Annotated in this window: 19 protein-coding genes; 11 read left to right on the top strand and 8 right to left on the bottom strand. The window is 58.1% G+C overall.

Going from position 1 to position 25,524, the window contains the following annotated elements:
- The coding region (locus tag JAO32_RS18020; protein ID WP_334242968.1) for an energy transducer TonB at nt 1–626 on the top strand (626 nt) is incomplete at its 5' end.
- A gap of 69 nt (nt 627–695) precedes the next feature.
- On the opposite strand, the gene JAO32_RS18015 is transcribed toward JAO32_RS18020, so the two are convergent.
- The gene (locus JAO32_RS18015; protein WP_334242967.1) at nt 696–1,670 is read right to left on the bottom strand and encodes a quinone oxidoreductase family protein; all 975 of its coding nucleotides are present in this window, start codon (nt 1,668–1,670) and stop codon (nt 696–698) included.
- Nucleotides 1,671–1,792: 122 nt separating this feature from the next.
- Between JAO32_RS18015 and JAO32_RS18010 the strand changes: the two genes are divergently transcribed.
- The 6 genes from JAO32_RS18010 to JAO32_RS17985 all read left to right on the top strand — a co-directional run bounded on the left by JAO32_RS18010 (nt 1,793) and on the right by JAO32_RS17985 (nt 9,007).
- Nucleotides 1,793–2,425 carry a TetR/AcrR family transcriptional regulator C-terminal domain-containing protein gene (locus JAO32_RS18010; protein ID WP_334242965.1) on the top strand — a complete coding sequence of 211 codons (633 nt, stop codon included), beginning with the start codon at nt 1,793–1,795 and terminating at the stop codon, nt 2,423–2,425.
- A 137-nt stretch (nt 2,426–2,562) separates the two neighbouring features.
- Nucleotides 2,563–3,522 (top strand): alpha/beta hydrolase, encoded by a 960-nt coding sequence (locus JAO32_RS18005; RefSeq protein WP_334242963.1) that lies wholly within the window; start codon nt 2,563–2,565, stop codon nt 3,520–3,522.
- 131 nt (nt 3,523–3,653) lie between these two features.
- On the top strand, nt 3,654–4,280 hold the full coding sequence (locus JAO32_RS18000) for an FMN-dependent NADH-azoreductase (RefSeq protein ID WP_334242961.1): 627 nt from the start codon (nt 3,654–3,656) through the stop codon (nt 4,278–4,280).
- Between the two features lie 114 nt (nt 4,281–4,394).
- Nucleotides 4,395–6,284 (top strand): molecular chaperone HtpG, encoded by a 1,890-nt coding sequence (htpG, locus tag JAO32_RS17995; protein WP_334242959.1) that lies wholly within the window; start codon nt 4,395–4,397, stop codon nt 6,282–6,284.
- Between the two features lie 247 nt (nt 6,285–6,531).
- Complete coding sequence (locus tag JAO32_RS17990; RefSeq protein ID WP_334242957.1) at nt 6,532–8,418, top strand: alpha-L-arabinofuranosidase C-terminal domain-containing protein; 1,887 nt, start codon at nt 6,532–6,534, stop codon at nt 8,416–8,418.
- Nucleotides 8,419–8,539: 121 nt separating this feature from the next.
- Complete coding sequence (locus JAO32_RS17985; RefSeq protein WP_334242956.1) at nt 8,540–9,007, top strand: GreA/GreB family elongation factor; 468 nt, start codon at nt 8,540–8,542, stop codon at nt 9,005–9,007.
- A gap of 73 nt (nt 9,008–9,080) precedes the next feature.
- Here JAO32_RS17985 and JAO32_RS17980 read toward each other — a convergent pair whose 3' ends face one another.
- On the bottom strand, nt 9,081–11,210 hold the full coding sequence (locus JAO32_RS17980) for a M28 family peptidase (protein WP_334242954.1): 2,130 nt from the start codon (nt 11,208–11,210) through the stop codon (nt 9,081–9,083).
- A 67-nt stretch (nt 11,211–11,277) separates the two neighbouring features.
- Nucleotides 11,278–12,642 carry a dipeptidase gene (locus JAO32_RS17975; RefSeq protein ID WP_334242952.1) on the bottom strand — a complete coding sequence of 455 codons (1,365 nt, stop codon included), beginning with the start codon at nt 12,640–12,642 and terminating at the stop codon, nt 11,278–11,280.
- Between the two features lie 298 nt (nt 12,643–12,940).
- On the opposite strand from JAO32_RS17975, the gene JAO32_RS17970 reads away from it, so the two are divergent.
- A complete protein-coding gene (locus JAO32_RS17970; RefSeq protein ID WP_334242950.1) occupies nt 12,941–14,458 on the top strand; it encodes a sialate O-acetylesterase in 1,518 nt (505 codons plus the stop codon).
- Nucleotides 14,459–14,715: 257 nt separating this feature from the next.
- Entirely contained in the window at nt 14,716–15,759 is a 1,044-nt protein-coding gene (locus JAO32_RS17965) for a CDP-alcohol phosphatidyltransferase family protein (protein ID WP_443082616.1), read from the top strand.
- A 1-nt stretch (nt 15,760) separates the two neighbouring features.
- Here JAO32_RS17965 and manD read toward each other — a convergent pair whose 3' ends face one another.
- From manD to JAO32_RS17940, 5 genes are all read right to left on the bottom strand, one after another.
- The gene (manD, locus tag JAO32_RS17960) at nt 15,761–16,969 is read right to left on the bottom strand and encodes a D-mannonate dehydratase ManD (protein WP_334242946.1); all 1,209 of its coding nucleotides are present in this window, start codon (nt 16,967–16,969) and stop codon (nt 15,761–15,763) included.
- Nucleotides 16,970–16,981: 12 nt separating this feature from the next.
- Nucleotides 16,982–19,606 (bottom strand): alpha-glucuronidase family glycosyl hydrolase, encoded by a 2,625-nt coding sequence (locus tag JAO32_RS17955; protein WP_334242944.1) that lies wholly within the window; start codon nt 19,604–19,606, stop codon nt 16,982–16,984.
- Entirely contained in the window at nt 19,603–21,153 is a 1,551-nt protein-coding gene (locus JAO32_RS17950) for a glucuronyl esterase domain-containing protein (protein WP_334242942.1), read from the bottom strand. The genes JAO32_RS17955 and JAO32_RS17950 overlap by 4 nt, the downstream gene beginning before the upstream one ends.
- Nucleotides 21,154–21,166: 13 nt before the next feature.
- Complete coding sequence (locus JAO32_RS17945) at nt 21,167–22,549, bottom strand: Gfo/Idh/MocA family oxidoreductase (RefSeq protein ID WP_334242941.1); 1,383 nt, start codon at nt 22,547–22,549, stop codon at nt 21,167–21,169.
- A 127-nt stretch (nt 22,550–22,676) separates the two neighbouring features.
- On the bottom strand, nt 22,677–23,597 hold the full coding sequence (locus JAO32_RS17940; RefSeq protein WP_334242939.1) for a glycoside hydrolase family 19 protein: 921 nt from the start codon (nt 23,595–23,597) through the stop codon (nt 22,677–22,679).
- Nucleotides 23,598–23,703: 106 nt separating this feature from the next.
- Between JAO32_RS17940 and JAO32_RS17935 the strand changes: the two genes are divergently transcribed.
- Both JAO32_RS17935 and JAO32_RS17930 read left to right on the top strand, forming a co-directional pair.
- Nucleotides 23,704–25,029, top strand: a complete 1,326-nt coding sequence (locus JAO32_RS17935) for an APC family permease (RefSeq protein WP_334242937.1) — start codon at nt 23,704–23,706, stop codon at nt 25,027–25,029.
- 87 nt (nt 25,030–25,116) lie between these two features.
- Complete coding sequence (locus JAO32_RS17930; RefSeq protein ID WP_334242935.1) at nt 25,117–25,509, top strand: hypothetical protein; 393 nt, start codon at nt 25,117–25,119, stop codon at nt 25,507–25,509.
- The last annotated feature ends 15 nt before the right edge of the window (nt 25,510–25,524 follow it).

Raw genomic sequence — 25,524 nt, 5'->3', positions numbered from 1 at the left:
CTCAGCAGGTGGCTTCCGTTGCGTCTTCGTCAGCGGCCGTATCGCGTCCTGCTGCACCTGCTTCGGCGACGTCTTCGCCTGCGCCCATCGTGCGATCCGCTGCCAACACGTCGAAGCCAGCGGCACCCACCACTGTTTCGGCTGGCACGCTTTCGAAGCAGCTTGACCGCCCCGGTCTGACACCGGAGCAGGAGGCCGAATACGACAGCACAGGGCGTCGCTATCCGCGGCTGCTGCGTCGCACGCCGCTCAATAACAGCGATACCTTGATGGCCAAGGCCAATGTGCCGTCATCTTTTGGTACTGCGAACGCCACTGTGGGATCGACATCTGCAGGAACGGTACGACCCACGTCGCTGGGGGTGATGTCCTCCAACCTTATTTACAGCCCGGCAGCTTCTTATCCTCAGGCGGCATCGGCCGCGCATGTGGAGGGGGCCGTGAAGGTTGAAGCGGTTGTGGATACCTCAGGCAATGTCGCTGCGGCACGCGTCATCAGTGGTCCACCGCAGTTGCGCGATGCCGCACTAAACGCGGTGCAGCAGTGGCGCTACAAGCCCTATGTGGCGGGCGGCAAGGCGCGCCAGTTCACCACGCAGGCGCTGATGGAGTTTGAACTGAAGTAGAGGCGGTTGTGTGGAAGGCCTGAGCTTTCCACACGATTCGCACGGGCTGAAAGCCGCCTCACCTGCGGTTTAGGGGATGGTAACGACCATGCGTGGTTCGCCTGGTGCCTGCCATGCTTCCGCGATCTTCTCCAGCGGCAGCGTTGCCATGGCGATCTGAAAAGCGCCCTTTGCCGCGCCTTCGAAGACGTGTCCGATGCCTTCCAGAAGCTTGTCCATAGTGACGGATTTCAGGCCGCTGCCCATGAGTTCGATTGCGGAAGAACGTAGCGCTGCGGCGGGCAGATCGATGCTGTTCTCGCCTGATGCAGAGCCAATCTGCACAAAGCGAACGCGGTGGCCATCTTCCACGTTGCGTGCAATCGCGGCGATGATGGCGCGTGCGCTGCTGCCCCACAGGTAATCCAGCACCACGTCGATGCCGTTGCGGAAGTGCGGTTTCAGCGCCTGCTCAAATGCGTCTGCGCCATCGGGGTGATCGGCGTCGATGGTGAATGGAATCACTTCGTCCGCACCGAGCTTACGCAGCGCTTCCAGCTTCTCCGCGTTGCGGCCACTGACGAGAATCTTTCCTGCGCCCAGATACTTTGCCACCTGCACGGCCATGCTGCCCGCGGAGCCGGTAGCTCCGTTGATGAGTACGGTTTCACCACGAAGAAACTTTGCGCGTTCCACCAGCGCCGCCCATGCGGACATGCCGGGATTTGCAAGCGCCGCAGCGGTGATGTCATCCAGGCCATCCGGCAGAGGAATGCAGAGTTTCTCATCGACCAATGATTGTTCGGCTAGTGCGCCGAAGGGCGTTTCGGGAAGGACGAAGTACACGCGACGGCCATCTTGCGTGGTGCCGGTGCCGTCCACGCCGGGAACGGAGGGGAAGACGTTGTCCGAGCTGTAATGCGCACCGGACGATCGGCCTTTGCTGAGGTGGCTCAGCGCGGAGGCTCGCACATTCACAATCACCTTGCCGTCTGCCGCGACGGGCTCACGGAATGTGCTGAAGACAGGGGATGCACCCGCTGCTGGAATGATGGCTGCTTTCATGTGGCTTACTCCTTGCTGTACTTGTTGCCTACAGTATGTGGCGCAAATTATTGAACGATGTTCAATATAAAGTTGAACATCGTTCAACTTTATCTGTCAAGCGTGATAATCTGGCTTCCGTTATGAAAGTGAACCGCGAAAGCGTGGTGCGCGGCGGGCTGCGCATGTTGAACGAGGTGGGTCTGGAACAGTTGACGCTTCGTCTGCTGGGACGCGAGCTTGGCGTGCAGGCGACTGCGATCTATTGGCACTTTGCGAATAAGCAGGCGCTGCTGGATGCCATGGCGACGTTGCTGCTGGCAGAAGGCGCGCCACATCTGTTGCCGCAGAAGCAGTCGGCAGAGTGGGATGTTTGGATCACGGCGTTTGGCCATGGTCTGCGGCGAGCGTTGCTGGCGTATCGTGATGGTGCGCGCATGGTGGCGGGTACGCGGCTCACCGATAAGGAGTACATGCGCACCGTGGAGCGCATCGGGCAGCGGTTGGTAGAAAGTGGATTCACCACGCGGCAGGCGGTGGTGCTGCTTGGCACTGTGTACAGCTACACGCTGAGTTTTGTGCAGGAAGAGCAGGTGGTGTATCCGTCACCCGGCGAGCGTTCGCCGCAGTATGACCTGCAACAGCGCAGTGAATGGCTGAGCCGCGAGGAATTCCCCCTGCTGCGACAGGCCGGGCCCATCCTGCTGGATCGCTTCGATCGCCGATATAAAGAGGGGCTGGAATTGATTCTGCGCGGCGCAGAACGGACCCAATAACTAAGCAGATTCCCTGCCTGTGCATCGGGGGATTTGCACAGCAGAAAAATTCCTAGACTCGGCGCATAGGCTGCTGCACAAATCGTTTCGCCGAGACCGCGGCCTCCGTGTGTATTTCAACTTTCAGGAGCCGGCCGATGAAGCGGTTGCGATTGGCGTATGTGTTCACCCTTTTCCTAAGCCTGCTCGCACCCGGCTGCGCGCAGACTGTGTTGCCTCCATGGCAGCCTTCCTCCGGACATGTACAGGTGCCTATCTGGAAGACCACGATTCCGGATGCGCGGCCCTCTACCGGGCCGGAGACGTTGAAGAATACCGGCCCACAGTCGCCGGTTGCGGGGCGGGAATGGAATTACATCAACAACGCTTCCGTGCCGACAATGACCGTGTACAAGCCGAAGACAAACACCACGGGCGCGGCGGTGGTGGTGTTTCCCGGTGGCGGCTATCAGATTCTGGCCATCGACCTGGAAGGCACTGAGGTATGCGATTGGCTGATTGCCAAGGGCATTACGTGTGTGTTGCTGAAGTATCGCGTGCCGGGCGAAGGAGTGTTGCCGAAGTCGGGTGCGTATCCGCAGTCGAAAGAAGCGTTAGAGGACGCGCAGCGCACGGTGGGGCTGGTGCGTTTTCACGCGAAGGAATGGGGCATTGATCCGAAGAAGATCGGTGTGCTGGGCTTCTCCGCGGGCGGTCATCTTGTTGCGGCGATGAGCGTGCATTGGGACAAGCGCATCTACGCGCGGACCGATGCGGCTGACGATGTGAGTTGTCGTCCGGATTTCGCGGTGGCTCTCTATCCGGGGCATCTCTCGATGGCGGCGAATACCATCACGCTGAATCCAGATATCCGCGACCACATAACCAAACTGACGCCGCCTACGTTCCTTCTGCAGAACGAGGATGATGACGTGGACAGAGTAGAAGATTCCATCTCTTACTTCATGGCGTTGAAGAAGATAGGCGTGCCTGCGGAATTGCACGTATACGCGCAGGGAGGCCACGCGTTCGGTCTGCGACCCACACAATATCCCGCCACGCGATGGCCGCGACTGGTGGAGACGTGGTTGGGAACATTGGGCATCCTGCGCGAATAAGCGTCACCCCTTGGGTTTCGGGGAAAGTTGTTATGAAAAATTCTTTTCCATGTCGAATCTTTCGATATAGAAATGTCATCAGAAAGATCGCACGATCAAATCCATTTCTCGTTTCCGGAGATTTTTCGCACATGGCATCGCTTTTGAAGATTGATGTAAGCCCGCGTGGTGGCTACTCGTATTCGCGCCAGCTTGGACAGACGTTCCTTGAGGGCTGGCAGGCAGCACACGCTGGCGGCACCGTGGTGGAGCGCGACCTGGCAAAGAATCAGCCGACCTTCCTTGATCTTCCGTGGATTGCCGGCGCATTCACGCCGCCGGATCAGCATTCGGAGGAGAGCAAGGCTGCGCTGAAGGTTTCCAACGAGATCATTGCCGAAGTGCAGGCCGCTGACCACATCCTGATCACGACACCCATGTACAACTTCCAGGTTCCGGCTGTCCTGAAGGCATGGATCGATCACCTGGTGCGTGTGGGTGTGACTGTGAACTACACGGAGAACGGTCCCGTGGGTACGCTGCTGGGCAAGAAGGTTACTGTCATTGTGGCCAGTGCTGGTGCGTATCCCCAGGGCGAGCCCAGCGGGGCGTATGACATGCTGACGCCGTACCTGAAGCACATTCTCGGCTTCATCGGTCTTACCGACATAACGTTCCTTGCTGCTGGCGGAGCTGCCGGCATCCAGTACGGCAAGATCAGCGAAGAGGATTGGAAGAAGCCCTTCGTGGAGCAGGCCAAGGAACTGGCCAAGGCGTAATTTCTTAATCACAAGAGCCACAGCAACTGCCCTCTCCAGAGGGCAGTTACTGTTTGCACATCCTTATGTGGGGACTTCATTCCAGCTTAAGATTTGGCGATAATGGTGGGTGCTATGGCTAAGCAGGAATTTCAGACAGAAGTATCGCAACTCCTCCAACTGATCGTTCACTCGCTGTATTCGCACCCGGAGATCTTTCTCCGCGAACTGATTTCCAACTCGTCGGACGCGCTGGATAAGCTGCGCCACCTGAGCCTGACGGATGAGAAGTTCAAGGCGCTGGTGGGCAATGGCATTGATGCGCCGCACATTGACCTGGAACTGGACGAAGCGAACAAGCTGCTGACGATCTCAGACACAGGCGTTGGCATGAACAAGGAAGATTTGATTTCGCACCTGGGCACCATTGCGCGCTCGGGAACGAAGAACTTCCTCTCGCAGCTTTCGGGCGATGCACGCAAAGACTCGAACCTGATTGGTCAGTTTGGTGTGGGCTTCTATTCCGTGTTCATGGTTGCGGATAAGGTGGATGTCTATTCGCGCAAGGCGGGTGAAGAGACCACGTGGAAGTGGACCAGCGACGGCAAGACCGGCTTCGATCTGGAAGAGGTCTCTGGTGAACACGCACGCAGCGCTGCGGGAACCACCATCGTGATTCATCTGAATGATGAGGGCGCGCAGTACGCCAATGGATGGCGACTGCAGGAGATTGTGAAGAAGTATTCCAATCACATCGCCTTCCCCATCTTCCTGACGTACGACAAGAGCGAGTGGGACGCGGAGAAGAAGGAATCCATCAAGACGCGCACCACGGAGCAGGTGAACGCTGCGAGTGCCATGTGGCGTCGTTCCAAGTCGGAGTTGAAGGACGACGATTACAAGGAAATGTACAAGTCGCTTACGGGCGATTGGGATGATCCGCTGTTCTGGTTCCACACGCGCGCGGAAGGCACGCTGGAATACACCACGCTGTTTTACATTCCGTCGAAGGCCCCGCTTGATCTCTATCAGCAGGACTACAAGGGCGGCGTGAAGCTGTATGTGAAGCGCGTGTTCATCATGGACGACTCAAAGGATCTGCTGCCGCCGTATCTGCGTTTTGTGCGCGGCATTATTGATTCGGAAGATCTGCCGCTGAATGTGTCGCGCGAAATTCTGCAGCAGAACAAGGTGCTGACCAGCATCAAGACGGCCAGCGTGAAGAAGATCCTGTCTGAGTTCAAGACCATTGCGACGAATGACAAGGAGAAGTATGCGCAGTTCATCGCGGAGTACAACCGTCCGCTGAAGGAAGGTGTGTACGGCGACTACGCAAACCGCGATACGCTGCTTGATCTTGTGCGCTTCAAGTCGACCAAGGTGGAAGGTCTGACGTCCTTGGCGGAAGCAAAAGAACGCATGCAGCCTGAGCAGAAGGCGCTGTATTACATCACCGGCGGAACGGAAAGCATGCTGCGCAATTCGCCGCTGCTGGAGATCTACAAGAAGAAGGGCATCGAAGTTCTGATCCTGGATGATGAGATTGACGAGATCGTCTTTTCCGCGGTGACGAACTACGGCGATGTGGAATTCAAGTCGGTCAATAAGTCTTCCACTTCAGAAGACGTGAAGGACGAGGCGTCTCCAGAGAAGACGGAAGAGTTGAAGCCGTTGCTGGAGAAGATCAAGGCCACACTCGGTGATGCAGTGAAGGATGTGCGTGCGTCGTCGCGGTTGGCGGATAGTCCTTCCGTGATCGTCAGTGATGAGGACGAGCCTTCGGCACGGATGCGTCGCATGATGGAGGCGATGGGGCAGAAGGACCTGCCTGCCATGCAGCCCACGCTTGAGATCAATCCCGATCACGAGATCATTCGCAAGCTGCTGGCTGATCCCAGCAACAGCCGTGTGGATGATGCTGCGTGGTTGTTGTTTGATCAGGCGTTGTTGCTGGAAGGCGTGCCATTGAAGGATCCAACGACGTTTGTGCAGCGATTGAATCGTGTGTTGAACCAGTCAATCTAGTGTTGGCGCACGTTATCTGATGTTGTCATCCTGAGCGAAGCGAAGGATCCCTGCGCGTTTGGATGTGTTGCTGCTGTTGGAAGATTTCTTGCGAGAAAGCTCCAGGCACGTAGCGGCACGGAAGCATCGCGGGGATCCTTTTCGCTTTGGTACTCCATGCAGCAATCGTAGAAACGAAGTAATAAATTTCGTGGCACGTAAAAAACAAATTCATTTTGCGATAGCATCGTACCGCTTGGAGAAACCCATGTTCACAAGACTTTCTGCTCTTGCACTCACTGCGGTGCTGACCGCTTCTGCTGCCTGTGCGCAGGCCACGTTAACCATCCAGGCTGATAAGCCGGTGCATCCCGTCAGTCCCATGCTCTATGGATTGATGACGGAGGAGATTAACTACTCCTACGACGGCGGCTTGTATGCAGAGATGGTGCGCAATCGTACGTTCCACCATGACTGGAGCGGCATGCAGCATTGGATCGTGGACAACGCAGGTGACTCCGCTGCGACGATCAAGATGGTGTCCGGCGATGGCCCGTCGGATGCGTTGCTGGATAGTATGCGTGTGGATATTACGACGGCGACCGATGCCGCGCCTGCCGGTGTGCGCAACGATGGTTGGTGGGGCATGGCGCTGAAGCCGGACACCACATACAACGGCTCGTTCTACGCACGCGGCGATCTTGGTGCGATGACGGTTTCGCTGGTGAACAACACCACGGGCAAGGTAGCTGCGACGACGACCGTCGATGGCATTACTGGCGACTGGAAGCAGCACACGTTCTCGCTGCACACGGGGAGAATTGAGGTCGGCGCAAACAATCATCTGCTGCTGAGTTTTAAGAAGCCGGGCAGCGTGATGCTGCAGCTTGTGTCCCTGTTTCCGCCTACGTACAAGGGCCGCGAGAATGGCAATCGCGCTGACCTGATGGAGATGATGGCCGCGATGCATCCGAAGTTCCTGCGCATGCCCGGCGGCAACTATCTGGAAGGCGACACGGTGGAAGAGCGCTTCGACTGGAAGGCCACACTTGGGCCGCTGGCGGATCGTCCCGGACATCGGAGTCCGTGGAATTATGCGTCGACCGATGGGATGGGCTTGTTGGAGTTTCTGGAATGGACAGAGGATCTGAACATTGAACCGGTGCTGGCCGTGTATGCGGGTTATTCGCTGAAGGGTACGCACATTGCTGCGGGCGCGCACATGCAGCCCTTTGTGGATGATGCGTTGGACGAGATTGAGTTCACCATGGGCAGCACGGATACCAAGTGGGGCGCGGTGCGCGCGAAGCTGGGGCATCCGCAGCCGTTTCCGTTGCACTATGTGGAGATTGGCAACGAGGACAATCTCGATCGTTCCGGCAGTTATGACGAGCGTTGGCCACAGTTTGCAAAGGCAATCCGCGACAAGTATCCGAACCTGAAACTGATCGCCACGGCGCCGGTGAAGCGCGGGTTGCAGCCCGACCTTATCGACGACCACTATTACAAGCGAGCGGAAGAGTTCTATGCCATGACCGATCACTACGATCATGTGCCGCGCACAGGGCCGAAGATTTTTGTGGGCGAGTGGGCTACGCGTGAAGGTTCGCCGACAACTGATCTTGGTGCTGCGTTGGCGGACGCCGCATGGATGACGGGTATGGAGCGCAACAGCGACCTGATCGAGATGTCTGCCTATGCGCCGCTGTTCGTGAATGTGAACCCTGGCGGCATGCAGTGGGAGAGCGATCTCATTGGCTATGACGCGGCGAAGAGCTATGGCTCACCCTCGTATTACGCGCAGAGCATGTTTGCGCAGTACTTGGGCACTGAGGTTTCAGATACGCAGTTGAGCGGCGGCGTGCATACGCGCTTCTTCACGTCGGTTACGCGCGATCCTGCCAAGGGTGAGATTTACGTGAAGCTGGTGAACGGTTCCACGGAACCGCAGGTGCTGGATGTGAAGGTGCAGGGCGCCACGCCGGCGGCAAATGCAACGCTCGTTACGCTGAAGGGCGACGCACGTACGGCCACCAACAGCATCACGGACCCGGAACGTATCACGCCTCAGGTGACCCGTTTGCGTGCTTCTGCATCCATTCACCATACGGTGCCGCCGTTGAGCGTGCAGGTGCTGGTGCTTCCGGCGAAGTAGTCGCCGGAAGCCCGTATTTCGCCCGACTGGTAGAATCAAACCTTACTCCTGGAGCCTCGTTGCCGAACGGCGCGACCTGGCCGCGCTCCCAGATTTCTATTGCCTGATTGGAAGCATCGCTATGCTCGACATTACGAAGAAGCTCGAAGAAGAGATCAGACTCCTGGAACACGAGTTGACCACGGAACTGCCCGCAGAGATCAAGAAGGCTGTGGCGCTAGGTGACCTGAGCGAAAACGCTGAATATCACATGGCGAAGCAGCGCCAGGAATTTGTGAACGCGCGCCTTGGCCAGTTGAAGAAGCGCATGGCGGAACTGTCGCTGGTAAACCTGGCGAACATTCCTGCGGACAAGGTAGGTTTTGGTTCCACCGTGGTCGTCTTTGACACCACCAAGGACGAAGAGATTACCTACAAACTGGTGACCAGCGAAGAGAGCGACGTCACCAAGGGGCTGATCAGCACCACTTCGCCCATTGGCAAGGCTCTGGTGGGCAAGAAGGTGGGCGACGAAACCACCGTCGTTACGCCCAACGGCAAGCGTGATCTGGAGATTCTGAAGCTGACGACGATCCACGACGCAGCGTAACTTCCTCTTTCTTCTGCAAAGTAAAAAGCCCACCTGCTGATTCGCAGGTGGGCTTTTCGTTTGTGGTTGTTGATTACTTCTTCTTCTTGCCCTTGGCTGCTGCGGGAGCTTCTGCAGGCTTTTGCGTCAGCTTGATCTGGCCAGCCTTTTCGCGTGCATGCAGCACTTCCATCAGGTCAGCCAGCGGCAGCGGCGTGAATTCGCCGGAGAGGAAGTCGCGGATTTCCAGCGCGGTCAGGTGCTTCGGCAGCAGGAGCTGGAACTCTGCGTTCATCTCCTGCGGAAGCTGCGGGCCGGTCTGCGGTCCACGACGTCCGCCGCCACCCGGTCCGCCTGCCGCGCCGGTACGCGCAACAGGTTCCACCAGGATGCTGGCAGCTTCCTTTTCTTCCGCTGTCTGCACAGGTTCGCTGGGCGTGATGCCGCGCTGCGCAGCCTGAAGCTGGTAGGCAGCCTTCACTTCGCTCAGCAACGTGGTGGCGCGCTGGTCAATCAACGGAGCGAAGGCAGAGGTGTTCTTCTTGCCGCTGTCTGCATTGGTCCACAGAACGCTGGCAGAATCCACAACACCCTTCTCTACCGCAGCCTGATGCAGAATGGCGATGCGTGCTTCCTTGTATGCGGTGTTCAGCGAAGCGGCATCAGTTGCATCGGCAATGTAGCCAAGGCCCTTGGTGTGCGACTCGCCCATACGTGCCAGGCCGCGGCCCAGGTTCTCATTCAGAATGCGTGCAGCTTCTTCATCCGTACCGGAAGCCAGAGCAGCAAGCGACCCCGTTGCCACTGCGGCAGCGCGCTTGTACTGCGTGGAATCTTCCTTGTCCGGTGTGTCCTGCGACGAGTGATACCACATGTCCGGCCAGGTGATGAACATGATGGCCGGGATGCCGTGCTGCATGTACGTCACGTGATCGCTGGAGCCGTAGTGCTTGTCGACCTTGATGTAGAAGGCGTCGTTGCTGCCATTGGGCGACTCGACGGGCTGCGATGCACCGTAGCCCAGCGCGCGATAACGGACACGCTCGCGGGATACTTCCGCGATGTACTCCATCATGCTCTGGCCAATGTCGTTGATGTACGACGGGAAGGTGTCCGGCGTACGCTGCATGATCCAGAAGCTGCGGCTCGCGGTCAGGCGCAGGGCTTCCATATCAAAGTTCAGGTCGCCGATGATGACCTTCGCCTTTTCAGGATGCGCGTTGAACCACGCGTTGGTGCCGCTGATCTCCTGCACCCACTGGAAGTTGATGGTGCGCTTCGGCTTGGGCAGTTTGCCTTCCGCGACAAGCTTCATGTATGCGCGGCCGACTTCGAGCGTGAGTGCAACGCCGGAGTTGTCATCGTTTGCACCCTGCTTGATGTAGGCCTCAAACAGATGGCCGCCGATGGCCACTTCCTGCGTGGTGCTGCCGTCGCCGGGGATTTCCGCGTGGACCAGTTCCTGCTTGTTGGGCACCTGCTCGCTCTTGGTGATGGAGCGGATGGTGACCTTCTGGCCGCGGTTCAACTGCGTTTCCAACTGGCGCGCCACACGCGGCGACACAGCCCATGCAACGGTGCCGGGCTTGGCCACAACGGTGGTCCACACAACTTCGTTGGGATAGTCGACTGCGCGATCACCCGCGCCAATTGCGCTGATGCCCACAACGCCGATGGCGCCTGCATCTACGGCGCGGTTATAGATGGCAGCCAGACCGCTTGGTGCAAGAGAGAGGACGAACTTGCCTTTGACGTCCTTGCCTTCAAAATCCTTTGCGGTGCCCTGTCCCACGTCGACCAGGTCAGCACTGATGTCGCCGTTGGCGTTGGTCGATGCCAGCACTTCCGGGATGTCGTGAATGTCATAGATCTTCACGCTCTTGGGCGAGGTCGTCCACAGCTCGCCCACGGTGGGCTGATACGTGGTGCCGCTGGGATAGTCCTCAATGGATACTTTGCTGAAACCATATTCCTTGGCCATCTTGGCCACTGCTTCGGCTTCGCGGAAGTGTCCCTGATACTCCGACGGCGGACGCACAAACTGGTACGGCACCTGCTCCAGCACGTTGTGCATGGCGCGCTCGCCCGACACTTCGTTGATGATGGCCGTCATCTGCTCCTGCGTCAGCAGCGTGCGGTCTTCCTTTTCCTGCGCCATCAGCGCTCCAGCATGACAACCCACCAGGGCAATGCCAGCCACAGCCGCTATCCATCTTGTCTTCATTACTTCTCCTCTTGCTTCTTCTGTAAAGGCATCGCGCGAAGCCATGCCCTTACGAAATCCATCGCGCTTACTTCTGCGCCTTTTGCAGTTGCTTGGCGACCTTATCGACCTCGCCCCACACGCGCAGCAGATTGCCGCTCCACAGCTTGCCAATCTGTTCTTCGCTATAACCGCGGCGAACCAGTTCCAGCGTTACGTTGAATGACTGGTCGGTGCTGTTCCATCCGTCGATGCCGCCGCCGCCGTCAAAATCGGACGAAATACCAACGTGGTCAATGCCGACTTTCTTTACGGCATAGTCAATGTGGTCCACCAGGTCACTTACATTGGCACGCGGGCCAGCGGGATATTTCGCATCGATCTCCGCCATCTGCTTCTGAGCTTCTGCCCGCTTTTCAGGAGGAAGCATGTTCAGGTAAGCGCCAATGCCGCCACCACGGCGTTGTTGCGTGCCTTCTGCGCTTTCCACCGGGCAAGGCCGCGGTGTGGACTGTGCGCCAGCTGCGCGTCCGCCGCGTGTGCCTGTTCCTTCGCCGAAGAACTCTTCCTGCAGTTTCTTCAGTGCAGCAGTGCGCTCCGGCGAATCTGGTTTCAGGAATCCGGTGAAGCCTACCACCTGCACCACGCCGCCATTTTTCTTCAGCGCCTCCAGAAGTTCGTCATCCATGTCGCGGCTCACGCTGGGCGCCAGAGCGCGCATGGCGGAGTGCGATGCAATGACCGGAGCCTTGGAAAGCTTGATGGCCTCAAGGTTCGCGCCCTTCGACGGATGCGACAGGTCCACCATCATGCCCAGCCGATTCATCTCCGCAATGACCTGTCGACCCAGCGGTGAGAGTCCGTTGTTGTACAGATAGCCGTCAGTCTCGCCCGTGTTGGAGTCGGCAAGCTGGCTGTTGCCGTTGTGTGCCAGCGACATATAACGTGCGCCGCGATCGTAGAACTCTTTCACGCGGTTGATATCGAGGCCGATGGGATAACCGTTCTCCACGGCGATGACGGCAATCTTCTTGCCCTGTTTGTGCAGGCGGATCACGTCTTCTGGCGTCAGCGCCAGGCCAATCTTGTCCGGCGCAATCTGTTCGGTCAGGCGATGGATCGCGTCGAACTTCGCAATCGCCTGCTTGTAGGCGTTGTCATAACCTTCGGGCGTCAGCGGGCCCTGTCCCACGTAGACGATCATGAACGACACATCCATGCCGCCCTGAATCATCTTGGGAATGTTCACCTGCGTGGTCAGGCGCATGGTGTAGTTGCAGTCTGCCGTGAAGTTTGAGGGCTCAATGTCGTTGTGCGTGTCGAGCGTGATCACGTGGTCGTGAATCTTGTGCGCTTTGGCAATCAGGGCTGCATCCTTGTCCGACTGCGCCAGGCTGGCCTGCGGTGTGATCAGCAGGGCCGCACTCAGGGAAAGAGCTATCAGGTGTTTCAAGGGAAACCTCCAGCAAACGTGGATGAAACAACAAACAAACTGAAGCGGAATTCCCCCAAATACGGGGAAAGCCAAAGGAAACTGTGCGAGGTAGCGCTCATTGTAACCCGGCATTTACGGGCTTAGAACGCCAAACCGCTGGCAAATTTGCAGATAGAGAAGTAGACGTAACAACAGGTTCGTAAGACTCGCGCGTCATCGTTCGGAAACGCTTGCGGCGAACCTTGTTACACTCCTCCTGCCTTGTGCCACGGGCACTCCGCCGTCACCAAATTTCACTTTTTTAGGAGCAATCCTGATGCGTCGTCTGCTGCTTTCCGTTTCGCTTGCGCTGTGCAGCCTTCCGCTGGCTGCTGAGGTGCGTCTGCCGCACGTGTTTTCCGATCATGCCGTCATTCAGCGTGACCGTCCGGTGCGTGTGTGGGGATGGGCGCGGCCCGGCGAGCAGGTTTCCGTCAGCTTTCATCAGCAGAAGTTGAGCATTACGGCGAATAGCTATGGCCAGTGGGAGACGTGGCTTAAGCCGGAGTCTGCGGGTGGTCCGTACACACTGACGGTTAGCGGCGATGCGACGGCTGCTCCCATCACGCGTAACGATCTGCTGGTGGGCGATGTGTGGATTGCCAGCGGCCAGTCCAACATGGAGATGCCGCTGAAGGGATTCAACCCGGACACCCAGATCAAGGACCACGAGAAGGAAATTGCGGCGGCGAATCATCCCAGGATTCGACTGCTCTTCCAGCACAAACGTCCTGCTGCGGTGCCGTTGTCAGATACCGACGACACATGGACCGTCTGCACGCCGGAGACGGCAGCTGGCTTCTCCGCTGTGGCTTACTTCTTCGGGCGCGATCTGCAGGAGCATGAGAAGGGCGTGCCGATTGGCCTTATCGACACAAGCTGGGGTGGAACGCCAGCCATGACATGGATGAGCGCAGGCGGGGCGGGCTTCCTGGGGCAGGGCAGCCTGTTCACCAACGGCGCGGGCATGATTGCCGACCAGGGCGCGATCGATGAAATCAAAGCGAATCTGGCCGCACAGGACGAGGCCGACAAAGCCGCAGGAAGAACGCCGGTGCCTCATGCGAAGTTTACAGACCGCAACAGCTCATGGAGTCCGGCAGCGCTCTACAACGGCATGCTGGCGCCCTATACGAAGTACGCCATCCGCGGTGCCATCTGGTATCAGGGCGAAGCCGACCAGAGTGCAGCCTATGCGCCGTATTACGGTCGGATCTTCGGCGGCATGATTCAGGATTGGCGGCACCAGTGGGCGCAGGGCGACTTCCCGTTCCTCTTCGTGCAGCTCTCCAGTTGGGGCAGCAACACGCCGGACGGATGGAGCACGGTGCGCGATGCGCAGCGCAAGACGCTGTCGCTGGTGAACACCGGCATGGCCGTCACGCTGGACGTGGGACATCCCACCAACATTCATCCCGGTGACAAGCAGGCTGTTGGCGCACGACTGGCCGCGGCTGCGCTCAGCATCAGCTACGGGGCAAAGGCAGAGGGCTTCTCGCCCATGTTTGAGCAGGCCACCACGGAACCCAACGGTATGCGCGCCTGGTTCACCCATGCGGAAGGCCTCGCGCCGAAGGCTGGCGCGGTGGGCGGATTCGAAATCGCGGGCGCCGACCACAAGTTCGTACCAGCGGAAGCTCGCGTAGAGAAGATTGGTGATCGCGTAACGGTGGTGGCGACCTCGTCCACCGTGAAAGAGCCGAAGTACATCCGCTACGGCTGGGCGGCCGTGGTGACGGACTATCTGTACAACAGCGCGGGTCTGCCGATGGGCACGTTTACGTCTGAGCCATAGAGCCAACGGCGTAAACTTAACGGATGCTCAGGTTTGGTTGTACGGCGATGTCGGACGGGGATTTTCTGCGTGCTTTTCAGGACCGCGACATCGCCACCAGCCAGTTTCACCACGGCGATCATCTGCGCCTGGCGTGGCTGTTGCTGGAGCGTCTGCCGTTTGACGATGCTCTGGACAGCATTCGCCGTGGGCTGCAGAACTTCGCTTTGCGCACCGGCAATGCCGCGCATTACAACGAGACCGTGACGCAGGGCTGGATGCGCCTGCTGGCCGCGCAGGACGCCAAGACATTTGCCGAGGCTATGGCGGACTATCCGGAAGAGGAGGGCAATCCTCTCCACGCCTTCTGGCTGCCGGAAACGCTGAAGTCTGAGGCTGCACGGACAGGTTGGGTGCCGCCGGATGTGGCTCCCCTGCCGCCTATGAGCAACCGCTGGAAGCTGCGCGCCACAGCCCCGCGCACGCGGCGATCCACGCCCCTTGCTGTGGACGCGTTGCCAGAATCAGCATCCTCACAGACGCTTCCCCTGCCCTTTGCAGAGGAGGAAGACCCGGAAAATCCGCGCGAAGCTCTGGTCGCTGCCGTCCGCGACACGTTTCGACTCCCCGCGCGCCGCCCCGAACGGGCTACACTGGAAGAGGATACGCACGGACGCATGAGCTCTCGATTCACCTGGACCAGCGCCTTTGGCAAGGGCAGCGGATGGCTGCTGCAAAAGATCGTCAACGGACTGGCGCTGTCGAAAATCTCGCCGAACACGCTGACCTTCATCGGCCTCATCATCAACATTGTGGCCGCGTTCTTCTTTGGCTACGCGCGCGGCGAAAACGCGCACCGCATGTTCCTGTATGCGGGCCTGATCCTGATTGGTGCCGGTTTATTTGATATGGTCGACGGCCGCGTTGCGCGTCAGACGAATCAGGTCAGCGTCTTCGGTGCGTTCTTTGATTCCGTGATCGACCGCTACAGCGATGTGGCCATCTTCTTCGGTCTGCTGGTCTATTACGCTCGCGGCAACCGTTTTGTGTACGTGGTGCTGGTGGCATTCGTGATGACGGCGTCGCTGATGGTCAGCTATACACGCGCTCGCGCGGAAGCTCTCATCGGATCGTGCAAGGTAGGTTTCATGGAACGGCCGGAACGCATCGTTCTGGTTATCCTGGGCGCACTGTGCGACACGTGGGGCGTGATGGCTCCCGCGCTGTGGGTGCTCGCGTTCCTCAGCACCGTCACCGTGATCCACCGCATCCGCTTCACTTACCTGGAAACCGAACGCCGCAAGCTGGTTCCTGCACGATAAGTTACCAGTCGGTCAGCGTTCCATCCAGTAGTCGTGCCACAGGCAGATAAGCGCGCTGATACGGATACTTCGCGGCGAGATCTTCATCAATCGTCACGCCTAAGCCTGGCGCATCGCCGGGATGCATATAGCCGTTCTCAAACTTGTAGGCATGCGGAAAGACTTCGTCGGTCAGTGCCGTGTGTGGCATGTGTTCCTGGATGCCGAAGTTATGCACCGCTAAACCAACATGCAGTGCTGCGGCCATGGTGACGGGCGAAAGATCCGTTGCACCGTGATAGCCCGTCTTCACCTGATACAGATCGCAGAAGTCGGCGGTCTTCTTCGCCGGTGTGATGCCGCCTCCGTGTGACACGGTCATGCGCAGATAGTCGATCCACTGGTTACGCACAAGATCATGCGCGTCCCAGATAGAGTTGAAGACTTCTCCCACAGCCAGCGGTGTGGTGGTGTGCTGGCGGATGATCTTGAAACCTTCCTGATGCTCTGCTGGCGTTGCGTCTTCCATCCAAAACAGGTCGTACGGCTCCAGCGATTTGCCAAGCCGCGCCGCCTGAATCGGCGTGAGTCGATGATGCACGTCATGCAACAGATGAACATCTTCACCCACGGCGTTTCGCACTGCATCGAAAAGCTTCGGCGCAAACCGCAGATACTTTTCCGTGGACCACAGACTTTCAGAAGGCAAACCGCGCTCGGCGGGCTCATACGGCTTGCCCTTCTTCGGCACGCCATAACTTGAAGCAATGCCCGGCACACCTGCCTGCGCACGAACAGCAATGTAGCCCTCCGCAAGATGTTTCTGCACGGAGTCCACGGCCTCTGCAATGTCCGCTCCGTTGGCATGCGTGTACACCATGCAACCGTTGCGGCTGGCTCCGCCAAGCAAGTTGTAGACAGGCGTGTTCAGCGCCTTACCTTTGATGTCCCACAGCGCCACATCCACCGCTGCAATCGCGGCCATCGTAACCGGCCCGCGACGCCAATAAGCACCGCGATAGAGATACTGCCAGATGTCCTCCGTCTGAAACGGATCACGGCCAATCAGGCACGGAATCACATGCTCTGTGAGATAGCTGGCAACGGCGAGTTCGCGCCCGTTCAGCGTGCCATCGCCCAGGCCGTAGATGCCTTCATCTGTATCAATACGCAGCGTGATGAAGTTGCGGTCCGGCGAGGTGATGATGAGGCGTGCGCCTGTGATCTTCATGTGGGCTCCAGCTTACTGCGGTGTGATGAGGCCGGTAGGGCCAATCGCGATATAGTCTACCGGCGCAAATTCTCGATAGTCGCGCGCACGGATCTGGCTATTGGCTTCGGCGGACGGCATCACGTTCTGCAACTCAGGCCGCATATCGGGTAATGCATGCAGTGTGATCACCGCGCCGGGATGCAGCGCCACGTTGTATGCGGTGTAGCGAGCCGCAGTCTGTCCATCGGGGTTCGGGTCAAACTGCGCAGGTGGAAGTTTATCGTCGGCGGCGAAAGTTGCGATGGTTTTACCATCCACCAACAGTTCGTACTTTGAAACACCGTTCCACATGTCGTAGTAGTTCACGGCAATGTTGTATCGGCCTGCTGGTTGCTGCGTGGTGGTGGTCAGCGTGCATCCCGCAGCCACCTGGCAATTCACAGCCTTGCCACCAGATGCTGTCTCCCACGGATTCACGTCGATGGTTTGAAATCCCGTGGACTGCATGGCTTCTGCTTCCACGCGGCCCTTGTCATGTCCCACGCGGCCCTGCGTATCGGCAATACCGGAGATGCGCTGGAACCAGTTGTTAATCGCATCGCGCCACACGATGGCGTGACCTGCCTGAAACTCAAACAGTCGTAACGTCTGTGCATAACGTTCTGCATCAATCTTGTTCTGTAATGCACTCCACTGCGGTACATACTCTGCCGCGGCCAATGCGGAAGCGTAATGCGTGTCATAGATGGACTGCACCAGCGTCTTGCCGTTGTGCAGCTTGTAGTCGTACGGCACGTGATGGAAAAACAGCAGCAGATCATCGCCGGTGGTGGCGGGGTCCTCATACTTCGCTGCAAGCTCCGGTGCGTACTGTTGCACGTAGCCAGTGCCGTGCGATGTGCGGTCCATGCCAATGCCGTCTTTTTCGCCACGGAACCACTGGCCCCATCCATTGCGCTCTGCCGATTCAATGCCCGGACCAAAGTGATAGCCAAGAATATTGGTGAGTGTTCCCATGCCGTTGGGGCCGGTGTATCCCTCGTAAACGCTCCAGCTCTTACCCAACATTGACGTGATGGTGCTGACCACCTGCGCATCGTTGCCCCATGTCATGCGCGTCCACGTATCGGTGATTTCGCTCAGCGGCGTATCCGGATTCCATGCAAGCTTGCCGAAGCCATACAGATTCGCAAGCGCCATGGGATGGTGCAACCAGTTCGTTTCCATGCCGACGTTGGTCACAGAAACAAAACCACTCAAGCGTGGTGAGCCATCTGCATTTGGGAAGGTGTGGCCCGTGACGATTTGCTTCACCGGTGTTGCCTTGCCGTTCGCACGCAGGTCGGTGTCCAGAACCCACTTCCACATGCTCGGCAGAAACACCATGTGTCGCTGCTGCCCCGTGTATTCCTGCGCTGTCTGCAACTCAATCGCAACGTTGCTCTTCTTTAACGCACTGAAAAGTGGACTAACAGCTTCGCGCGCCTGAAAGTCGATTGGCCCTTCCTTGATCTGGATGACGACGTTCGATTCAAATGTGCCGTCGTTCTTCACAAAATTATCCACACCCGCACGCGCGCGGTCAGCCTTCTTGTCATTCCAGTCAAGATGGTTGTTGTAGACAAAGCCGCGATACAGAACGACCCCGCCATGCGGCTTCAGCGCACGCGCCAGCACATTCGCGGCATCGGCAGGCGTGCGCCCATATTGCGATGGCCCCTTGCGCCCTTCGCTATCAGCCTTCACGGTGAAGCCTGCAAAGTCCGGAATGAGTGTGTAAATCTCATCCACCTTCTTCTGCCACCATGCAGCAACCTTCGGATCGAGAGGATCAAACGTGTCCAAGCCACCGACTACCTGTGGACTCGTAAGGTCAACGCTCAACGCCAGCTTCACACCCCACGGACGAAAGGCCTCGGCAACACGCGCAAGGTCACGCAGGTTCTGTTCAGACAGTGTTTGCAGATTTGCATTGACGTTGTTTACATTGCATCCGTTGATTCCGACAGAGGCAAGCATCCGCGCATATTCACCAACGCGGGTAAGGTCCTGCCGGACGTGTCCATTCTCAAAGAAGATGGACGGGCCAGCATAGCCGCGCTCCACGGTGCCATCCATGTTGTCCCACTCGTCGCTCCAGCGAATCTGCGCAGCGGGCGATTGTAGTTCGTCCTGTGGCAGCGGACGCTGCGAAGCAATAGTTTCCAGAAGATGAAATACGCCATACAGCTCCGCACGTGACGTACCGCCAAGTACCGCCACCATTCCATGACCATGTTCGAACTGCGAGAAGGTCCGGTAGTCCTCTGATCCGAGTGGTTTCCCCTCAAGGTCGAACATGTGACGAGAATCAACTGTAGATGCTAGGACAATGGCATCGCCGTGTTGGACCTGCGACTGCGGTGCTGCTGTCTCCACAGTGAAGGCACGCCCCAGCATGGACGACAGGCCACGCTGGAGTTCGACGGCTGCTGCCTTATCCGTTGGCGTATCACCAAAGACAACGATGCGTGTTGGCAACGATGCATATATCTTCGCGTTAGCAATCGGCGCGTATCGAAGCCACGCCGCTGCGCCATCTTCCGCAACGGCGCTCAGAGAGCAGCAAAATGCTACCGCAGCCAGAAAGATAGTTTTGTTTACGAACAGTTTCATTGCGGCTGCACCGGCAATGGGCCAGCCGCACGCCACTTGTCGGCCCACTCAATGAAGTACGGCACATTCGGCAGATCGGTGTGGCCACCATCATGCTGTCGCCATGCCAGTTGCCCATCCAGCAATCCATGCAGTACCGGCGGCATCTGCACCTTGTCGGCGTGATAGTCGTTAGGAACACCAAGCGTTTTTGCGCCCAGCAGTTGATACACCGGTTGCGCGGCCACCGTGGCCATGAAGCTTCCCTTCTGGTCAAGCCACTTCGCATCGCCCTTTTCCGGCACGCCGTAGCTGATGAACAGCAGACGCGGCGCGGCGAGGGCAATCAGATCATGAGCATCCATGGGAATATCGCCCGGTGTCTTGCGGCCGAACTTGCCATCTTCCGCGCCGTACTTCATGAAGTTGCCAGCCATCCAGTAATACTCGCCACCGGTAAGGCTTTCGACGGCTTCGCCAAAGTTGCGACGGCTTAGCTTTGCGCCGCCCTCACCCGAGGAACCAATCAACCCCATGGCGAAGCGCGGCTCAAACGCCATCGTCACTAGCGCGGCTTTGCCATAGCGCGAGACACCTTCAATACCCACCTGTTTCGAGTTCACGGCAGGATCAGTTTCAAGGTAATCCAGCACACGCGCCGCACCCCATGCCCATGCGCGCAATGCTCCCCACTGTTCTGGCGTGCGCGGTTGGCCATGATTCGTCAGGCCAATGATGCCGCGCGTAATGCCCTGTCCATTGTCCGCCTGGATGCTCGTCGTACTCAGCGCAACATAACCCCATCCCGCGGCAACAAGTTCATTCGTCGCAGGAAGCGTGTCGGCTGTGTAAGGGGGCAAACCAGGAGCGCGACCTGTGAATGGATTCACTGCTTGCGATGCAATCGGGTTGTAAGCCGGGTATTTGTCGAAGATTTCCTTCAGCGATGGATCCTGTTGCGCCAGCAGTTTGCGCAGAGCTTCATTCACGCGCTCCAGTTCAGGCGGCGTGGGTTGCGCAGGCGAAGGAAGAACACTCTGACCAAACATCACCAGCACCGGCACGGGGCCCTTGACGTTTACAGGAATCACTTCCGTCGCTTCAATGTCGACGTTGATCGCAGGATAGGCCGAGTTATCCACGTGTCCCACAAGCCGCTTTGCAATGACGGGCGTGCGTCCAACCATCTCTTTATCGGTTAACACCACGCGCCACGTCACACCAGGAATGTTCTTCGGCAAGCGGCCATACATCTCACGTTCCACATCTTCCACAATTTGCGGACGGCGCTCCGTCCACCACTGTTGTGGTGTGGTGACCTTCTTTCCATTCTTCAGCGTCAACGGGTCAGGCAGATCAGGATACGGATTCGCTTTGGATTCATCGTAGTTCGCATGGTTCGGTGCCTTTTCATCACCACTCGGACCGGGCCGCAACGTCTTGATGCCAAGTTGATCCATCATGTTCTGGTGGTCTTGTTCGGCGGTGAATGTCACAGGAGCCTGTGCACGCGCGACGGTGCAACCGGTGACCAGCAACGCGAGTGCGGCCAGACGAATCTTCTTCACAACTCTTTCTCCCTTAGGCGTGCTGCGGCATGAATGCGTATTTGGCGCGCTGCGGACGCGAGAGCCACTTGTTGGCCGCGTCATTGTTTATGAATCGCTCGTTCACCGGATCCCAGTGCAGATGCTCGTTCGGCATGTGCATCGCAATCTGATGCACCAGGCATGTGGAGCAGGCGCGATGTCCCATCTCAATCGGCGAGATATTCAACTGCCGCGTGTGAATGCAGTCCAGCCAGTTGCCGTGCTGATCGTCGCTCACGTAAAGATGAATCTCGTCCGGCCCAATGACCGACGTGAGAATCGCGGGATCGCTCGCCTCAAGCCCAGTCGCCTTCACGTCTGCGGCCTTGCCCATGTCGGTCGGGGTCAACTGCTCCGTGCGCGTGACAAAGACCCATCCCTTGGTGCCAATGAACTTAATGCCATTGCGGAAGTCGCCGGAGATATCCATCGTGACGCCGTTGGCATAGCGAGCATGCGTCAGGAATTTGCCATGCACATTCCACAGGCCACTCTTGGGAAACTCGGCCGTGCCCCACACTTCCACAGGGCCTGTGTATTCCGTGTTCATGCCCCAATGCGCGGAGTCAATGTGATGCGCGCCCCACCCCGTGATCATGCCCGCACCAAACTGTTCGCAACGCAGCCATCCCGGCCGGTCAAAGCCCTGCTGCGGATGCACACGCATTTCCGTGTAATACACCTCAGGTGTGGTGCCCAGCCATGCGTCGTAGTTGAAGCCATCGGGAACGGGCATGTGCGGCGCGTCCGGGCCCGCAGGATCACCGGGCAGACCCACTTCCACATGCTTCAACTCACCAATGCGACCATTGCGTACCAGCTCTGCTGCGTAACGAAACTGCTTCCACGAACGCTGCTGGCTGCCCACCTGCACAATGCGTCCTGAGGCATTCGCAACATCGGAAAGATAGCGTCCTTCTGCAATGGTCAGCGATGCAGGCTTCTGCATGTAAACGTCTTTGCCTGTGCGCACCGCGGCCACGGTGCAAGGAGCATGCTGGTGATCCGGCGTGCTGATCACCACTGCATCAATGTCTTTATTCGCAAGCAACTCATGGAAGTCGCTGTAGCCCGTTACGCCGTTGTACGGTGCACCGCCACGCTTCTTGGAATACACACCGTTGATAAGCTGCTTGCCCTCTTCCACACGGTGCGCATCCAGATCGCAGACAGCCATAATGTTGGCCTTGTCGTACTGCCAGATGCCGGGAAGATCATGCCCACGCGAGATGCGGCCCACGCCGATCGCGCCCACGTTGATGCGCTTGGACGGAGCGTACTGCCCAAAGATTGAAGAGGGAACAATGGTGGGAAAGCCAATGGCAGCACTCGTGGCTGCGGCACTTTTCAGGAAGCTGCGGCGGGAAACCTGCATGGGCACGACACCTTATCCGTCAGTGGGCGGTGTGGCTGTCTTTTAAGACCGCTCTGACAAGGAATAATCCAGCCCCCGAACTATATCCGTGGATTTCCGTTCCTGTCCAGACGGAGAAGCCGCCATTTCAAGGCGTCTTCACATGGTGTCGCTTCTTGCGATGTTTTGTGCGCTTCCTGGCGCGGTGTTCGACCGGCTCAAACGCCACTGCTTCCATTGCCTGAATCAACCCAGGCAGAGCCGGGTCGGGATGCGGATCCATCAGAAACCACTTCGCGCGCGCCAGCTTTGTCTTGCGGTCGTCCAACCCGTTCTCACCACCGTTTACGCGATGCGTAATCGTGAGAATGTCATCGGCATCGGCCAGCGTATTCAGGTCGTGCCTCGTCCAGAACCATGTCGCCACATCCACGGCAAGACGAGAATCGCTTGCGACCAGTTGTGGATGCGTCAAAAGATCCTGCCCAATGAATTTGCCAAACGCCGTGTAGTTCGTGCGGCCGGTCAACTGCATCAGCCCACGGCCTTTGAAGCGCACGCCATCACCTGTCTGCGTGTTGCCCAGGTCTTTGCGGCCTTCATACGCAGCGCCGCTGGCAATCTCTTCGGTGTAGCGCAGCTCTGCACTTTCATGTCCTACCTGCGCCAGAAAATGCGCCTGCCGCAGTGCAGTGTCCATGGATGCAGACTGCATGGCCGCCAGCATCGGCGCAAAGAAACGCGCAGTATCAGCAGCAGCGGCGTGAATCAGGATGCCTTCCAGCTTTTCTGCAGTGAATCCCGGAGGCATACTGCTGCGCAACGCACGCAGTATCGAACCGTGAGCAGAGTTTCCGCCGTCCGGTGTGACAAGTCCCGCAGCGTCGTTTCCGCCAATCACGCCTTGCTGAAACTGTTCAATCAGAGCAATGGTCGCTATGCCACAAACGCCATCCGCCACCAACGGTCCGGTTACCTGCGCATGGTGCATGTTCAGCAGCAGTTGCACGGTGCGAACGTCGTCGCGAAGATTCTTACCGCCTCTGCCAACACTTGCTGCAATGCACATCAAGGCACGTTAGCACATCGGCCAAAGTTCCTCCGCACAGGCCGCGTGAAAAAGATACATTCAACATCACGCACATCTGCAAACGCCAGGTGATACCAACCAGAAAATGACCACGACCCACGCGCGCAAACTGAAGCTGATCCCGCTGTTGGCGGCGACGTATTTCATGGTCTCTGGCGGCCCGTACGGGCTGGAAGACATCATTGGCTTCGCCGGTTATGGCCGCGCACTCTTACTACTGTTTCTATTGCCGTTCGTGTGGAGTCTGCCCACCGCACTGATGCTGGGCGAACTCTCCGCCGCCATGCCGGAAGAGGGCGGCTTTTACGTTTGGGTGCGCCGTGCCATGGGACCGTTCTGGGGATTTCAGGAAGCGTGGCTATCGCTCGCGGCCTCTATCTTTGACATGGCCATCTATCCCACGATCTTTGTCGATTACCTTGGTCGCGTTGCACCCGCCATGACCAGCGGACATCGCGGCCTGGCGCTTGAGATCGGTGTGGTGGTGCTTTCAGCATTGTGGAATCTGCGCGGAGCCAAGTCGGTGGGGAACGGTTCGGTCTTCATTTGGTTGCTGGCGTTGAGTCCGTTTATGGCACTGGTTGTTCTTGCCATCTACACGGGGTCGCACACGCCGCACGCTGCCATGGGCGCACCTTCGCGCATTGATCTGCCTGCTGCGATTCTTGTGGCCATGTGGAATTACATGGGGTGGGACAACGCAACCACCATCGCCAACGAAGTAGAAGAGCCGCAACGGACGTATCCGCGCGTGATGTTGCTGGCCGCGGTCATGGTCATGCTCACATACCTGATCCCCATTGCGGCCGTGGCATGGGCTGGCATTCCCGCGGATCGCTTCTCCACCGGCGCATGGGCCGACGCTGCGCATCTTCTCGGCGGCACGGCATTGGCAGTCGGTGTTGTACTGGCAGGATCGCTGGACAGCATGGGCACATTCAACGCACTCACACTCAGCTACACGCGCTTGCCTTATGCCATGGCCTGCGACGGCCTGCTGCCGCGTGTACTGGCAAAACGCAATCGCAACCATGTGCCATGGGTTTCGCTGATCATATGCGCCACATGTTGGGCACTGGCGTTGAAGCTAACCTTTGAACGACTCATCACCATCGACGTTCTGCTATGGGGACTGTCGCTGATCCTGGAATTTGCCGCGCTGGTCATCCTGCGGCGACGTCAGCCGCAGATGCCGCGTCCCTTTCGCGTCCCCGGTCCCACGTGGTTTGCCGTGGTATTGGGATGTGGCCCCGTGGGCTTGATGCTCTTTGCACTCTGGGCCGCGCGTGATGAACATGTGGGCAACATCCCGGCACTGGTGTTCGCGCTCATCATTGCGGCATGCGGAATTCCCTTGTACCTACTGGCATCGCGGAGTATGCTGCGGTCGCGTCACCGCAAAGCTGCCTAAAAAATTCTGCACCCTTTTTTCATAGGCCCGAATCCGATAGCTGTAACTTGTTTTGATATCGAATTACTTCACGCAGAGGATCTCGCAATGAAAATCGCAGCAACCATCGCCCGTTATCTGCTGGGACTGATCTTTACGGTCTTCGGCCTGAATGGATTCCTGAACTTCATCAAGCAGCCACCACCGGCAGACCCGAACGCTATTCACTTCTTCACTGGCGTGGCGATGTCGCATTATTCGTACATGTTCTTTGCCTTCCAGCTTGTCGCAGGACTGCTGCTGTTGAGCGGCTTCTTTGTCCCATTGGCGCTGGTCATCCTTGCAGCGGAACTGGTGAATATCCTCACCTTCCACGTCACCATGAACCCCGGCGGTATTGCACCCGGTCTGCTGGCAGCCGTGCTGTGGATCATCGTCTTCCTGCAGTATCGCGGCAGCTTTGCGCCGCTATTCGCTGCAAAGCCAACAACCATCGATTAAGTCCGCACGCAAAGC

The organism is Terriglobus sp. ADX1, from assembly GCF_036877645.1.
Taxonomy (GTDB): domain Bacteria; phylum Acidobacteriota; class Terriglobia; order Terriglobales; family Acidobacteriaceae; genus Terriglobus.
Note: the sequence above shows the minus strand (reverse complement) of the source record. Positions and strands in the feature narration are given on the sequence as shown.

Excerpts from the sequence above, each read along its gene's own strand:
- JAO32_RS18005 (WP_334242963.1), top strand. The coding sequence starts at position 2,563 with ATGAAGCGGTTGCGATTGGCGTATGTGTTCACCCTTTTCCTAAGCCTG.
- JAO32_RS17935 (WP_334242937.1), top strand. The coding sequence starts at position 23,704 with ATGACCACGACCCACGCGCGCAAACTGAAGCTGATCCCGCTGTTGGCG.
- JAO32_RS17985 (WP_334242956.1), top strand. The coding sequence starts at position 8,540 with ATGCTCGACATTACGAAGAAGCTCGAAGAAGAGATCAGACTCCTGGAA.
- JAO32_RS17955 (WP_334242944.1), bottom strand. The coding sequence starts at position 19,606 with ATGAAACTGTTCGTAAACAAAACTATCTTTCTGGCTGCGGTAGCATTT.
- JAO32_RS17970 (WP_334242950.1), top strand. The coding sequence starts at position 12,941 with ATGCGTCGTCTGCTGCTTTCCGTTTCGCTTGCGCTGTGCAGCCTTCCG.
- JAO32_RS17940 (WP_334242939.1), bottom strand. The coding sequence starts at position 23,597 with ATGTGCATTGCAGCAAGTGTTGGCAGAGGCGGTAAGAATCTTCGCGAC.
- JAO32_RS17945 (WP_334242941.1), bottom strand. The coding sequence starts at position 22,549 with ATGCAGGTTTCCCGCCGCAGCTTCCTGAAAAGTGCCGCAGCCACGAGT.
- JAO32_RS18010 (WP_334242965.1), top strand. The coding sequence starts at position 1,793 with ATGAAAGTGAACCGCGAAAGCGTGGTGCGCGGCGGGCTGCGCATGTTG.
- JAO32_RS18015 (WP_334242967.1), bottom strand. The coding sequence starts at position 1,670 with ATGAAAGCAGCCATCATTCCAGCAGCGGGTGCATCCCCTGTCTTCAGC.
- JAO32_RS17930 (WP_334242935.1), top strand. The coding sequence starts at position 25,117 with ATGAAAATCGCAGCAACCATCGCCCGTTATCTGCTGGGACTGATCTTT.
- JAO32_RS17980 (WP_334242954.1), bottom strand. The coding sequence starts at position 11,210 with ATGAAGACAAGATGGATAGCGGCTGTGGCTGGCATTGCCCTGGTGGGT.
- manD (WP_334242946.1), bottom strand. The coding sequence starts at position 16,969 with ATGAAGATCACAGGCGCACGCCTCATCATCACCTCGCCGGACCGCAAC.
- htpG (WP_334242959.1), top strand. The coding sequence starts at position 4,395 with ATGGCTAAGCAGGAATTTCAGACAGAAGTATCGCAACTCCTCCAACTG.
- JAO32_RS17990 (WP_334242957.1), top strand. The coding sequence starts at position 6,532 with ATGTTCACAAGACTTTCTGCTCTTGCACTCACTGCGGTGCTGACCGCT.
- JAO32_RS17965 (WP_443082616.1), top strand. The coding sequence starts at position 14,716 with ATGCGCCTGCTGGCCGCGCAGGACGCCAAGACATTTGCCGAGGCTATG.
- JAO32_RS18000 (WP_334242961.1), top strand. The coding sequence starts at position 3,654 with ATGGCATCGCTTTTGAAGATTGATGTAAGCCCGCGTGGTGGCTACTCG.